Raw genomic sequence first — 12915 nt, forward strand, 5'->3', positions numbered from 1 at the left:
CGCGAGGCTAAGGTCCTGGTCGTCGGAGGGAAAGCTGCACTCCTCAGGTGAAGTAGCGGGCCTGGATGCCCATGCTCGCGCTGACGGGCACCGCCCGCAGGTGGGAACCCCGCCGCATGCGATTGCGACTGTTCTCCGCCATCGCCCAGCTCGTGACGACCGGCCGCCGCCGCATCCTCCGCCTCGCCAGACACTGGTCCTGGACCGACGTGGTCACAGACGCCCTGACACGACTCGAAGCCCTCCCCAACCCCGGCTGACCAGGAACCTCCCGCTCCCACGAGCAGCCTCACCCCCACCGGAGCCGCGGAACCCAGCCGAGCCACCAACCTGCCCGAACACCGAAACCACAACACCAAAAACCCGAAGAGGAGCCGTCAGCAAGCCGACGACCCCTCGCGAAAGATCGAGGCCCAGGACGAATCTAGGACGGACCAAGGACTCGTGACCGTAGCGTCACGGTCCGGCAGTCGGGGGCAATGGCTCGAAGCCGAGGCCAACGAGATCCGCCGCGAGTCCGGACGTGCCACTAGCACGAGAGAACGACCAACTGCCCCGGTAAGGGGCACCAACGACGGGCGAGACCTTGCCCAGATGTCGCGGGCAGGCTGGTTGTGCCGCTCAGCGGGCCGGCCCAAGCCGCGGCTCGACTCAGATCCACTTCACAGTCAGGAATCACCATGCGTCTTCGCGCCATCGCCGCCGCCACCGCGGCCGCTTCCGCCCTCGCGTTGGCCGCTGCCGGCACCTCCCAGGCGGCCAACGCAGCGAGGCACCACACGCCCATCAGTATCACCAACAGCCACGCGAGCGTCACCTACAACACCGCCGGGCGGGCGATCCTGCGCTCGGGCATCAAGGGCATGCACACCAACGCCGCAGCGTCCTGCGGGCTGGAGAACATCGGCGCCCCCGGCAGCTTCGGCTACCAGGGCACCTACGCGGGCCAGGTCGAGCAGATGTGGGACACCTGCTCGGGTCGGGTGGTCGCGCACTGGCAGTTCGCGAACGGGTTCATCAACTCCGGCTACAACGGGACACCCGTCTCCCTGGCGGTCGGCGACCCCTACGGCAGTACGTTCTGGGCGGACAACGCGGGCTACGCGATCTCCTCGGAGAAGGACGTCTACTTCTGGGGACCGAAGTGGAACATCTACAGCCCGGATGCCTGGCGCGTGGGCGCTGAGGTCAACGACTGCCAGTGGATCTCCTGGGGCACCCTGCATAACTACGCGGGCTACGACCAGGACGGCCCGGTCGTTACCAGCGGGCAGGGAACCTTCCCGGCTGCCCCGTTCTGATGAACTGAACTGCCGCTGCCGCAGCTGCTCGGCATCCGCCCGGGCGTCGGCAGACTGGTCCTCGGGTTCGCAGTTCGCGGCCGGGAAAGCGTCTTGGGCGTGCGACGGGCTCGCGGACCGGTAGCGGCAACTCCTGGCGGGAGGCGTCAGCGTTCGCTGACCCCTCCCGCCACGGCTGGAAGCGGAATGTCGCACACTACTGTCGGCAGGGACCTGTCCTGCACACCGAGCCCGCCCGAGCATGGGTCACCCGGTTCCCGCGCCTGGGAGCCGCCGCGGTCGGTGCCGGTGCCATCGCGGCGGCACTGATATCGGAATCACTCGGCCTGTCGATGATCTTCGGTTCGGTGCTCTTCGGCCTTGCGATGCCCACGGGCACGTCGTCGGCCTGGACCCCGGCCGTGACCTCTGTGACCGGCTGCGGCCGGCCACTCGTGCCGGTGTTCTTCGTGGTCACCGGTGTCACCGTGTTCACCAAAAGCCTCAGCTCGGCGCCGTGGACCCTGCTGATCCTCACCACCGTACTGGGCACCCTCGGCAAGATGGGTGGCGGCTTTCTCGGGGCACTCCTGGGCGGGAAGTCCCGATGGACAGCGGCACGCCTCGGTGTCCTGCTGAACACGCGGGGACTCACCGAGCTGATCGTTCTTCAGGTCGGCTACAGCACCGGAATGGTGACACCGCCCATGTTCCTGGCACTGGTGGTGATGGCCCTCGCCACCACCACCCTGACGGGCCCTCTCCTGTCTTTGCTCGACCGGGCACGAGCCCGCCTGCGCGCAGGGCGACCACCAACGCGGCGGCAGCCGAGCACCGTGGCCGAAAGGTAACCCCCCGCGGTGGCAGTGCCGGGCCGGCCGGCCCCGGGCCATGGCGGGGATATCCCCACCATGGCCCGGGGTGCCTGCCGGATCGTGCACAAAGGTCTGTGCACAGCAATCTGTGGACATGACGTTCATCCCCTCCCTCAGCGGGCTGAAGGCTCTCGCACATCCCAGACGCCAGCAGATGCTGGAGCAGTTGGCCATGCACGGACCGGCCACGTCCGCCACCCTCGCCCGTGCCCTCGACCTCAACACCGGCGCGACCAGCTACCACCTGCGAGAACTCGCCCGGCACGGTTTCGTCGAGGAGATCCAGGCCGACCCCGCATCCGGGAACAAGGGCAAGGGACACGGTCGCGAGCGCTGGTGGCGTGCGGTCTCCGGCGACCTGCGGCTACCGATGCGCAGCGCGCAGGATCCGCAGACCCGTGTCGTCGTCGACGAGATGAACCGGCTCGCCTACACCGCGGATCTACGGCTGTTCGAACGACTGCAGCAGCAAGGCGAAGACCTGGGGGCGTGGATGGACGCCTTCCCCTACTCACGCGGAACCGTCCAGGTGACCCTCACCGAGCTGCACGACCTCTTCGAGGAGTACATCGCGCTCCTCAACCGGTACAAGCGACCCGAGGGAGCCCCCGCGGGGGCACGGACCGTACTCACCCGATTCCTGGCCTTCCCGGCCCCGAACCGGTCAGGAGAAGACGTTGCTTAGCGGCATGCCCCAGGCCGTCCGGCTCGATTCGGTGACCAAGATCTACGGCAGCGCATACCGCAGAGGACGTGAAGTCCGGGCGCTCGACACGGTGTCCGTCACCATCCCACCCGGCACCTTCACCGCGGTCATGGGTCCGTCGGGATCGGGCAAGAGCACGTTTCTGCACTGCGCGGCGGGCCTGGACAGCCTCACCTCCGGCGCCTGCTGGATCGGCGGCATCGCGCTCAGCGGCATGAACGAGACCCAGTTGACGAACTTGCGCCGCAAGCACGTCGGATTCGTCTTCCAGGCGTACAACCTCGTGTCGTCACTGACGGTCCGGGACAACATCATCCTGCCACTGAGGCTGTCCGGTGAACGGGTCGACAGGCGCTGGCTGGAGGAGGTGCTGGCCCGGGTGGGCCTCACCGGAAAGGCCAACACGCGGCCGTCCCAGCTCTCCGGCGGCCAGCAGCAGCGGGTCGCCATCGCTCGTGCGTTGATCACGCGCCCTCATGTCATCTTCGGTGACGAGCCGACCGGCGCGCTGGACACGGTCACCGCCAGGGACATCCTCACCCTGCTGCGTTCGTGCGTCGACGCCACCGGCCAGACGGTGGTGATGGTCACCCATGATCCGGTCGCGGCGTCCTACGCGGACACGGTGCTCTTCCTCGCGGACGGCCGCATCGCCGACCGGATGCAGTCGCCGTCTGCCGACCGCGTCGCCGACCGTATGACGCACCTCGGAGCGTGGGCCTGATGCTGCGTTACATACTGCAGTCCCTGAAGGCCCGCAAGGCGGGGTTCATCGGGGCGTTCCTGGCGCTGATGTGCGCCGCGGCTCTGGTGACCGCCTGCGGTGGTCTGCTGGAGACCGGACTGCGCGGCGAGATCGGTACCGAGCGGTACTCCGGCACACCGGTCATCGTGGCGGCAGACCAGAACGTCCACCACGTCACGAAGAAGAAGGGCAAGACCAAGGACAAGGCCAAGCCGCTCGGCGAAAGGGTGTGGCTGCCCTCGGCCGCCCGGGAGCGGATCGAGACGGCCCCCGGGGTGCGGGCGGTCGTGCCGGAACTCGACTTCCCCGCGTACGGGGTCGGACCGAACGGCAGGATCTTCGGCGGCCCGGACGGCAAGGAGTCGTCGGGGCACGCATGGGCGTCTGCCCAGCTGACACCGTTCCGCATCGACAAGGGGACGCCTCCGCGGACCGACCATGAGATCGTCATCGACCGGGGACTGGCCTCCCGTGCGGGTCTGGCCCCCGGCGACAAGGTGACCGTTCAGGCCACCGGCTCGCCTTCGACCTACACGGTGACGGGGATCGCTACCACCCCCAACGGCGATCTGAAGGAACAGGCCGCGGTCTTCTTCTCCTCGGACGAGGCCCGGCGGCTGGCCGGCCACCTTGGCCAGGAAGCCGTGATCGGCGTGCTGCCCAAGGAGGGTGTGAGCACCGGGGAGTTGGCCAAGGCGGTGCGGACGGCCCTCGGTGAGTCGTCCCACGAGCAGGTGTCCACCGGCGGTGACCGCGGCCGGGTGGAGTTCCTCGGGGCGGCCAAGGCCCGGGTCAAGCTGATCAGCATGGGAGGCGCGATCGGCGCCATCGGGCTGCTCGTGGCGGTCCTGGTCGTGTCCGGCACGTTCGCCCTGTCCATCCAGCAACGCCGCCAGGAGATCGCCCTGTTGCGGGCCGTGGCGGCAACCCCCAAGCAGGTGCGCCGGCTGATCGGCCGGGAGGCGGTGTGCGTCGGCTTCGCCGCCGGTCTGCTCGGCGCGGCGGCCGGTCTGCCGCTGGCGTCCTGGCTGCACGGAAAGTTCGTGGACTTCGGGACGATCCCGGAGACCCTGAGGCTCGTCCGCAGCCCCTTCCCGGTGTTCGCGGCGATGGCCGCGACACTGTTCGCGGCGTGGGCGGCGGCGCGTATCTCGGCGCGCCGCATCTCCCGGATCCGTCCGGCCGAGGCGATGTCCGAAGCCGCCATCGAGGGCGACCGCCTGCCCTGGGGGCGGCTCGTGGCCGGGGGAATCGCACTGGTCGGCGGGGTCGTCCTGCTCGTGGTCCTGGCCGCACTGCACACGGAACCGACCTCGATGCCGGTGACCTACCTCGTGGTCCTCGTGATCTCGATCGGGCTCGCGCTGCTCGGCCCGCTGACGGCCAAGGGCGCACTGGCCGTGCTGGGTGTTCCGCTGCGGCTGTCCAGGGTCGCCGGGTACCTCGCGGCGCACAACGCTCGCGCCAACGCCAAGCGGCTGGCGGCCGTGATCACGCCGCTCACCCTCCTGGTCGGCATGGCGTCCACCATCATCTTCGTCCAGACCACCCTGGGCAATGCGGCCGAGCATCAGGTCCGCGACGGTGTCACAGCGGATTGGGTGGTCGACTCCACAGGTCCCGGCGTGCCCGGCGCCGTAGCCGACCGGATACGGGGCCTGCCCGGCGTGATGGCCGTGACCGAGATCGTCCACACGTCCGTCCGCACGCCCGGCCTGGACAAGTACTCCGTCCAGGGCGTAACCCCCCGCGGCCTTGCCTCGACCATGGACCTGAAGGTCACCGAGGGCTCATTGGACCGGCTCGGCGGCCACGCGGTCGCCGTCAGTGATGTGGTCGCCAACAGCAAGGGCCTTCAACCCGGCGACACGATGAAACTGGTGTTGGGCGACGGCACTCCCGCCGCCGTGAGCGTCGTCGCGGTGTACAAGCGGGGTCTCGGCTTCGGAGACCTGACCATGGCACGTGATCTCGTGGCCGCTCACATCGACAATCCGCTCAGCGACTCCGTGCTCGTCGCGGTCGGCGGCGGTGCCAAGCGGGACACGGTACGGGAGCAACTGGCAGGGGTCGTGAGGGGCTTCCCCGGCGCGGTGGTCACCGGCAGCGGAGGTATGGCGGACCGTCAAGCGACGACGCACGAGGAGAACGCCGAGGTCAACTACGTGGCCATGGGGCTCATCGTGGCCTTCACCGCCATCGCCTCAGTCAACACCCTGGTCATGTCCACCGCCGACCGGTCACGCGAGTTCGCCCTCCTGCGCCTGGCCGGCATGACCCGGCGACAGGTCCTGCGGATGCTTCGCCTGGAGGCCCTGACCGTGGCACTCACCGCGATCGTGCTCGGTACGGGGATCTCGTTGGCCACGCTCACGTCCTTGAGTATCGGCATGACAGGTGAGGCGGCTCCGGCCATGTCCCCCGTGATCTATCTGACGATCGTGGCGGCAGCCACGGCGCTGGCCCTCATCGCGACGGTGCTGCCCGGCAGGATCACCCTGCGGTCAAACCCCACTGACACGATCGCAGACTGAAGATCCGAAGCGAGAAGAAAGGTCAGGCAGGTCCACGGGCTTGCTGTCGGGTGAGGGTCTTCGGGATCGGGTTGTGAGGCCCGACGTGGAGGCCCTCCTGGGCCGCTTGACCGCGCTGCCAGTCGAGTGGCGAGGGGCCGGTCGCGGCACTCCGCTTCGCGTTGCGCCCCCATTGCTGACGCGGCCCAGTGGACGGCAGGCGCGCGCATGATGGTCTCCGAACCGGCCCTGCAAGGTGAGATGCTGCGGGCCGGGGCCATTGCCGAGGCCGAGATCGCCGCGGCCGTCGCCGACCGCACCGGCGCCGACCTGAGGCAGGACCTGTACCCACACCTCGTCGCATCTGCAGTCGTAGCCGCGATCAACACGGTCATGGCACACCACCTCCGCACCGATCCGCCGGTACCGGTGGGTCGTCTTCTCGGGGACGCCCTTACCCGGGTCGCGGCGGGGCTGTCCACCCCCTGCGCCCGCATCGCGGTCCGCAGCCCGCGTTGAGCGGATGGCCTCCGACTCGGCTCAGGGCAGTAGGACGCTGGTGACCCGGCCCGGCAGGAAGTCCAGCGGATCGCCGCTGAAGGCTGTCGTTCGGTGCGCGTGGAAGCGGCTGGGGGTGCAGCCGATCATGGACCTGAAAACGTGATCGAAATGAGCCTGGTCGTAGTATCCGGTCTCGGCAGCGACCTGAGCCCAGCGCAGCCCGCCCTGTCGCAACTGCAGTGCCGACTGCAGGCGGAGGATCTGGGCCATGGCCTTGGGCGACAGACCGACGCATTCGCGAAACCGCCGCTCCAGATGGCGGCGGCTGCAGCAGCAGTCGGCCGCCAGCTCCTCCACGCGTGCGCGGCCCGCCGTGCGGTGCAGTTTCCGCCAGGCGTGGACGAGGTCGGGGCCGCAGGTGCGCCCCTTGGAGAACCTGGCCACGAACACCGCGTCCAGCAGGGCGAATCGTTGGTCCCAGCCGGAGCACTCCGCAAGCCTCTCGGTGAGGAAGCGTCCCTCCCGGCCGAGGAAAGCGACCGGATCGACCGGCTCGTCCGTCCACTGCGGCGCCGGCACGCTGAAGACGCGGTAGGCGGCGAGCGGGGTGAGCAGGGCGGTGACCCCGTGCAGCAGGCCGCTGTGCTGGCCGATCACGGCGGTCGTTCTCAGCGCGTTGACCAGCGACGCGGCGTCGCAGCGCCGGCGGGGGTCGACCGCATCGACCATGCTGACCGGTTCACCGAACCCGAACATTATTTTCACGATTCCGTCCGGCACCATCAGGCGGCGGCGTATTCCGAATTGACCGAAACGGAATCCACGGTATCCGAGCACGTGTCCGCGTAGGCGCCGGTGAGCAGGTCGGCAAACCAATTCGCGCTGCACGTTCGGAATAGCGTCCTCCGTGATTGGCTCGCCCACTTGGCTCCCCCGGGTTCTTCTCCCTGGCAGATCTTCGAAGCGATGCTAAGCCTGTGCGCGGCACCGCGCAGGAGTGCTAACAAGCCATACTCCGCCGCCTCTGGAAGTGGCTCGTCAGATACGTGTCGCGTTTTTACAAGCGCTGCATTCCGAAGCCGGACAGACTTGCTCGCGGCTTCGTCCATAGAAGGGAGACAACTGTGTTCGCCAAGCTGGAGGCCATGGGAACGGCCCTGCTGGGAAGGCTTGTTCCGGCCGTAGACGCCTCGGCATCGTCCGAGTGGTGCAGTTGGATGCATTTCGGCCAGTGCTGGCAGTGCCGCAGTATCTGCGGATACAACGCATCCTGTGACGCGTACTGCTGCAACAGCGCATACAACTGCGGCAAGGTGTCCTGTTACTGCTGAGGACAATGCCCCCTTCCAGATCCTGAAGGGGGCATCCCGGCGGGAGGAAAGGTGCACGGTGCAGTATTTCCTGTTGGGTATCCGATGTCTGATCGGCGTCCTCTTCTTCGTTTCTTCGATCAGTAAGGTGGCGGGCGTTTCGGCGTTCGGGGAATTCCGGGCGTCAGTACAGCGGATGACGGCGCCGGCACGCCTGCCGACAGCACTGGTGGCCTCCGCGGTCGTCGTCATCGAATTCTCGGTGTGGGGCCTGCTCGTGGTTCCGACGACAGCCACCGCGATCAGCGGTCTGCTCCTCGCCTCCCTGCTGCTCACGGTGTTCGCGACGGGCATCGTCCGCACCCTGCGGCGAGGTGTGCCGGCCGCGTGCCGGTGTTTCGGCTCGGCCACACGCCCGCTGAAGAGGCGGCACGTGGTCCGCAACCTCGCCCTTGCCGTGATCTCCGTGGCGGCGACGGCGGCACTCCTGCGCACCGGCTCGCACACAGGGCCGGTGCGCATCGCAGGCGGCGCCCTCGCATTGTTCGGCGGCGCGGTGACCAGCGGCCTGGTGGTCGTACTCGACGACATCTGTGATCTTTTCCAGCCCGTCAACGAACGAGAGGAGACAAGCCGTGGCATTGCTCACAGCGGTGGTGGTGCTCGTTGGAGCGGTCTGCCTACTGGACCTCGTCCTCACGCTGGGGGTGATCAGGAGGTTGCGTGAGCACACCGAGCTGCTGGGCCGGGCCGGCGGTCCGGGCGGTGCGCCCCCCGTCATCGCCGTCGGTTCACCGGTCACGGACTTCGTGACCGTGACGCTGGACGGGGAACAGGTCCGGCGCGACCTGCTGACCGATCCGACGCTGGTGGCCTTCTTCTCTCCCACGTGCGAGCCGTGCAAGGCCAAGCTGCCCCGGTTCGTGGAGTACGCCGCGGCCATGCCGCACGGCCGCGCCTCCGTGCTGGCGGTGGTGGTGGGAGAGGCCGACCAGGCCGAGGACTTCGTCTCCCGGCTGGCGCCGGTGGCCCGCGTCGTGGTCGAGAACCACGACGGACCGCTCAGCACGGCGTTCCAGGCCGAGGCGTACCCCACGGTCCTGATGATCGCCGACGACGACCAGGGCCGCCCGGTCGTGCGGTCCAACCGGGTCGACCTGGAGCGCCCGTTCGCCGGGGCCGCACCCGCATGAGCGGGCCGGCCGGCACTCCGCGCGACGCGGCCGCACACGGGCGCCGGCGCACAGAGCCGGTACGCGTCACGACGCGGCGCGTCGCCGACGCCTGCGCCCTCGCGGTGAAAGCAGCCCCACGCACGCTCGCCCTGTACCTGACGCTCACGCTCGCCGCAGGGCTGCTGCCGGTCGCGAGCGCCTGGCTGACCAAGCTCCTCGTGGACGACCTGGCGACGCATGCCCCGACGCCGACGGTGCTCGCCTCGGCCGCGGGACTCGGTATCACCGGTCTCGTGGCCGGCGTCACGCCGCAGATCACTCGATACCTGCGGTCGGAGCTGGACCGCCGGGTCGGGGTACTCGCGCAGGACCGCCTCTTCGCCGCCGTGGACCGCATCACCGGACTGGCGCGCCTGGAGGATCCGCGTTTCCTGGACAGGCTGCGGCTGGCCCAGCAGGCGGGCAGGGAGCTGCCGAACCAGACCGTCGACGCGCTCCTGGGCATCCTCCGCTCGGCGCTGACGCTCAGCGGATTCCTCGGCTCGCTCACCCTTCTCAACCCCGTCATGACCGCCTTGGTGCTCATCGCCGCCCTGCCCGTGCTGGTGGCGGAACTCGCCTTGTCACGGCGGCGGGCCGGCGTGTTGTGGGAGGTCGGGTCCGCCGAGCGCAGGGAGTTCTTCTACAGCCAGCTGCTCACCAGCAGCACGGCGGCCAAGGAGATCCGGCTGTTCCGCATCGGAGCCTTCCTTCGCGGGCGGATGCTGAGGGAGCGGCAAGAGGCCAACTCCGCGAAGCGGGCCGTGGACCGCCGCGAGGTCCAGACCCAGGCGGGCCTCGGGCTGCTGGCCACCGCCGTGTCCGGCGGCGGGCTGCTGTGGGCGGTGGCGGCCGCGAGCAGCGGGAAACTGACCATCGGCGGCGTGATGGTCTTCGTGGCCGCGGTCGCCGGAGTCCAGAGCACCTGCGCCTCCATGGCAGCCGAGGTGGCCCGGGTCCAGCAGGGCCTGCTGCTCTTCGAGCACTACCGCGCCGTCACCGCGGCTGGCTCGGACCTGCCCTGCGCGACCACCCCGGTCACGCCGCCCGCGCTGCGCCACGGCATCGAGCTGAAGGACGTCTGGTTCCGCTACTCCCCGCACGGGCCGTGGGTGCTCCGCGGCGTCACCATGGTCATCCCGTACGGCACCGCGGTCGCCCTGGTCGGCCTCAACGGGTCCGGGAAGTCGACGCTGGTCAAGCTGCTGTGCCGGTTCTACGACCCGGTGAAGGGCGCGATCCTGTGGGACGGAGTGGACCTGCGCGACATGGACGTGGCCGACCTGCGGCGCCGCATCAGCGCGGTCTTCCAGGACTACATGACCTACGACATGACCGCGGCGGAGAACATCGGCATGGGGGACATCGCATCCCTTCACCTGCCCGACCGCATCCATGGCGCCGCGCAGCGCGCCGGGGTCCACGAAACGCTCGCAGCCCTGCCGGATGGATACGACACCCTGCTGTCCCGTACCTTCGCCATGCCCTCCCAGACTGCCTCCGCGCAGGACGGCGTGACGCTCTCGGGCGGGCAGTGGCAGCGCCTCGCGCTCGCCCGTGCGCTCCTGCCCGAGCGTCACGAGTTCGTGATCCTCGACGAGCCCTCCGCGGGGCTCGACGCGGCGGCCGAGCACGAGATCCACTCCTGCCTCAGACAGCACCGGAGCGGGCGTACCAGCCTGCTCATCTCGCACCGGCTCAGCGCCGTGTGCGACGCCGACCTGATCGTCGTCCTCGGGGACGGCCGGGTCGTGGAGCAGGGTGATCACCGATCCCTCGTCGCGTCCGGCGGCGCGTACGCCCGGCTCTTTGCCCTGCAGGCCGACGGCTACCGGCCGCCGCAGTCCGCCACGCCTGCGGACGCACCCGCGCTGGGGCGACCGTGACCACCGGGTACGGCCGCCGGGCGCTCGTCGGGGTGTGCTGTCTGGGCGCCGCGTGGGCGGTGCTGCGGCGCAGCGTCATCCGCGTCACCGTACGTGGCGTGAGCATGGAGCCCACCTACCATGACGGCGATCGCCTGCTGGCACGGCGCGGTCAGCCGCTCCTCCCGAGCCAGGCGGTGGTCGTGGAACAGCCCCGTCCGGACGGCAGTTGGCCACGGCCTCCCATCTCCTGGCGCGACGGCCCGGCCGAGGTACGCAAGCGAACCTGGATGATCAAGCGCGTCGCGGCTCTTCCGGGGGACCCCGTGCCACGCGACGAGTTCCCGGCCCTGTCCGGCGCGGTGGCGGACCGGGTGCCGTGGGGCACGCTGCTCGTGCTGGGTGACAACCGGGAGGTCAGCGCCGACTCCAGGGTGATGGGCTTCCTCCCGGTCCAACGCGTGCTGGGTGTCGTCCACCGGGCGAGCGGCCACACCCGTCCGGCCCGATGGCTCGGGGCGCTCCCCGCACGGGATGGACACAACACGTCCGGGATCTGAGGACCGGCTCCCGTGTTCGGGTTGATCTGCCGGGTAACGAGAGAGGGCCCCGCACCCACACCGTCAGCTCGGGGCGTACCGATACCGCCGGCTGGCCGGACGCCGGGTGTCCGCGGAGAGGACGACGACCGCGATGACCAGGCCGAGGACGTCCACGGCCAGGCCGCGCTTGCGGCCGGGCACCCGCTTGGCCGGATCATGGCCGCTCGTGGAGGCGGGGACCCCGGCGGCCACATGGACACTCTGGGTGTCCAGCACAACCAGGGTCGGGTCCTCTAATCGGCGAGCGCGTTCCCGGACCTGGCAGCGCAGGAGTTCATGGATGACCTGGTCGGTCCCGTCGTCCCGCCACGCGGCGAAGTAGTAGTAGGTCGCGCTCTTCTGCGGCAGATCGTGCGGGAGATAGGCCCACTGGCAGCCGGTCCGCCCCTGGTAGAGGATCGCGTTCACGATCTCCCGCATGTCATAGGCGCCACTGATAGTTGGATCATCGAGCGGACGAACGCCTGGATCTGTCGCACCCGCCGGCTGGACCGTGACTACGAACGCCGCTGCGACTCGTCCGAAGCGATGATCTACTGGTCGATGGTCATGCTGATGACACGCCGGCTGGCCCGTCGGCCAGCATGAACCGGCCCGCCTCGCTCTGGACGGCCCAGCCGCGATCGGCCAGCCGCCGGGCCCTGGAGCGCACCACTCCCTCGATCTTGGACGGGGTCAGCTCGATCCGCATCCGCTCGGCGATCTGCTTGCAGGTCATCGGCGGCGGTCCGTGGCGGCGGGCGTCGGCCAGCACCGACAGGATGCGCTGGTAGTCGGCCGCCAGTGCGCCCAGGTCGGCCTCCGGACTCCACCACGGGATCGTTCCGGGCCTGGCCGCCTCCGCAGCCGACGTCGCCGTGGCGTTGTCGGCCGGCGGCGCCACGGCATCCGGCACAGCCTGCCGCCCAGAGGCGGCATCGTGCTGTCCGGCCAGCACCCGGCCCACCCGCTGCTGGGCGATGACCAACTCCTGCCAGTCCGTCTCGGCCTCGTTCAACTCGGCCAGCAGACGGTCGGCCTGCTCGCGCAGCACCTCTACCCGCTGCCGGGCAGCGTGCTCCTCGGCTTCCAGCAACCCCATCACCGACGGCATCAGCAGACCCTCCACAACGGCGACGACACGACGCGTCATCCCTGCCGCACCAGCACGGAGTTCACACCTGACCTGCGGAAACCAACCGATCACGCTCGAAAGAACAACAGCCAGTAAGCTTGGCGTTTAACCTCCGCCGTTCACCTGACCTGCTGATCTTGGTTTGTTCCCGGGACAGCAGGGCGGCCGTTCTTCACGCTTCGAGGTGTCG

The 12915-nt window shown here is 69.3% G+C and carries 12 protein-coding genes and 3 pseudogenes; 12 read left to right on the forward strand and 3 right to left on the reverse strand.

Going from position 1 to position 12915, the window contains the following annotated elements; translation table 11 throughout:
• Positions 1–59 precede the first annotated feature (59 nt).
• From ACFYZB_RS43760 to ACFYZB_RS43790, 7 genes and pseudogenes are all read left to right on the forward strand, one after another.
• Positions 60–260 (forward strand): annotated as a pseudogene (locus ACFYZB_RS43760) (transposase); the annotation flags it as partial.
• 420 nt (positions 261–680) lie between these two features.
• On the forward strand, positions 681–1301 hold the full coding sequence (locus ACFYZB_RS43765; RefSeq protein WP_388767466.1) for a hypothetical protein: 621 nt from the start codon (positions 681–683) through the stop codon (positions 1299–1301).
• A 263-nt stretch (positions 1302–1564) separates the two neighbouring features.
• A complete protein-coding gene (locus ACFYZB_RS43770; RefSeq protein ID WP_388767478.1) occupies positions 1565–2131 on the forward strand; it encodes a cation:proton antiporter in 567 nt (188 codons plus the stop codon).
• Positions 2132–2249: 118 nt separating this feature from the next.
• A complete protein-coding gene (locus tag ACFYZB_RS43775) occupies positions 2250–2840 on the forward strand; it encodes an ArsR/SmtB family transcription factor (protein ID WP_388767467.1) in 591 nt (196 codons plus the stop codon).
• A 4-nt stretch (positions 2841–2844) separates the two neighbouring features.
• Entirely contained in the window at positions 2845–3585 is a 741-nt protein-coding gene (locus ACFYZB_RS43780; RefSeq protein ID WP_388767469.1) for an ABC transporter ATP-binding protein, read from the forward strand.
• On the forward strand, positions 3585–6140 hold the full coding sequence (locus ACFYZB_RS43785) for an ABC transporter permease (protein ID WP_388767470.1): 2556 nt from the start codon (positions 3585–3587) through the stop codon (positions 6138–6140). The genes ACFYZB_RS43780 and ACFYZB_RS43785 overlap by 1 nt, the downstream gene beginning before the upstream one ends.
• A gap of 126 nt (positions 6141–6266) precedes the next feature.
• On the forward strand, positions 6267–6638 hold the full coding sequence (locus ACFYZB_RS43790; protein WP_388767471.1) for a hypothetical protein: 372 nt from the start codon (positions 6267–6269) through the stop codon (positions 6636–6638).
• A gap of 21 nt (positions 6639–6659) precedes the next feature.
• On the opposite strand, the gene ACFYZB_RS43795 is transcribed toward ACFYZB_RS43790, so the two are convergent.
• The gene (locus ACFYZB_RS43795) at positions 6660–7403 is read right to left on the reverse strand and encodes a helix-turn-helix domain-containing protein (protein ID WP_388767472.1); all 744 of its coding nucleotides are present in this window, start codon (positions 7401–7403) and stop codon (positions 6660–6662) included.
• A 606-nt stretch (positions 7404–8009) separates the two neighbouring features.
• On the opposite strand from ACFYZB_RS43795, the gene ACFYZB_RS43800 reads away from it, so the two are divergent.
• Genes ACFYZB_RS43800 through ACFYZB_RS43815 form a run of 4 tightly spaced genes read left to right on the forward strand, consistent with a single transcriptional unit; the run spans position 8010 to position 11569 of the window.
• A complete protein-coding gene (locus tag ACFYZB_RS43800) occupies positions 8010–8657 on the forward strand; it encodes a MauE/DoxX family redox-associated membrane protein (RefSeq protein ID WP_388767473.1) in 648 nt (215 codons plus the stop codon).
• On the forward strand, positions 8650–9123 hold the full coding sequence (locus ACFYZB_RS43805; protein ID WP_388767474.1) for a TlpA disulfide reductase family protein: 474 nt from the start codon (positions 8650–8652) through the stop codon (positions 9121–9123). The genes ACFYZB_RS43800 and ACFYZB_RS43805 overlap by 8 nt, the downstream gene beginning before the upstream one ends.
• Positions 9120–11030 (forward strand): ABC transporter ATP-binding protein, encoded by a 1911-nt coding sequence (locus ACFYZB_RS43810; protein WP_388767475.1) that lies wholly within the window; start codon positions 9120–9122, stop codon positions 11028–11030. Before ACFYZB_RS43805 ends, ACFYZB_RS43810 begins: the two co-directional genes overlap by 4 nt.
• Positions 11027–11569: a S26 family signal peptidase gene (locus ACFYZB_RS43815; protein ID WP_388767476.1), complete on the forward strand. Its 543-nt coding sequence runs from the start codon at positions 11027–11029 to the stop codon at positions 11567–11569. The genes ACFYZB_RS43810 and ACFYZB_RS43815 overlap by 4 nt, the downstream gene beginning before the upstream one ends.
• Positions 11570–11659: 90 nt before the next feature.
• Here ACFYZB_RS43815 and ACFYZB_RS43820 read toward each other — a convergent pair.
• A pseudogene (locus ACFYZB_RS43820) lies at positions 11660–12043 on the reverse strand (transposase); the annotation flags it as partial.
• A gap of 9 nt (positions 12044–12052) precedes the next feature.
• On the opposite strand from ACFYZB_RS43820, the pseudogene ACFYZB_RS43825 reads away from it, so the two are divergent.
• Positions 12053–12199: pseudogene (locus tag ACFYZB_RS43825) on the forward strand (IS5/IS1182 family transposase); the annotation flags it as partial.
• Here the strand turns inward: ACFYZB_RS43825 and ACFYZB_RS43830 are convergent.
• Positions 12159–12743, reverse strand: coding sequence for a hypothetical protein (locus ACFYZB_RS43830; RefSeq protein ID WP_388767477.1), 585 nt, complete (start codon positions 12741–12743; stop codon positions 12159–12161). The pseudogene ACFYZB_RS43825 and the gene ACFYZB_RS43830 overlap by 41 nt on opposite strands.
• Positions 12744–12915 lie beyond the last annotated feature (172 nt).

The sequence above is a fragment of the Streptomyces sp. NPDC001852 genome, from assembly GCF_042891825.1.
Taxonomy (GTDB): Bacteria; Actinomycetota; Actinomycetes; order Streptomycetales; family Streptomycetaceae; genus Streptomyces.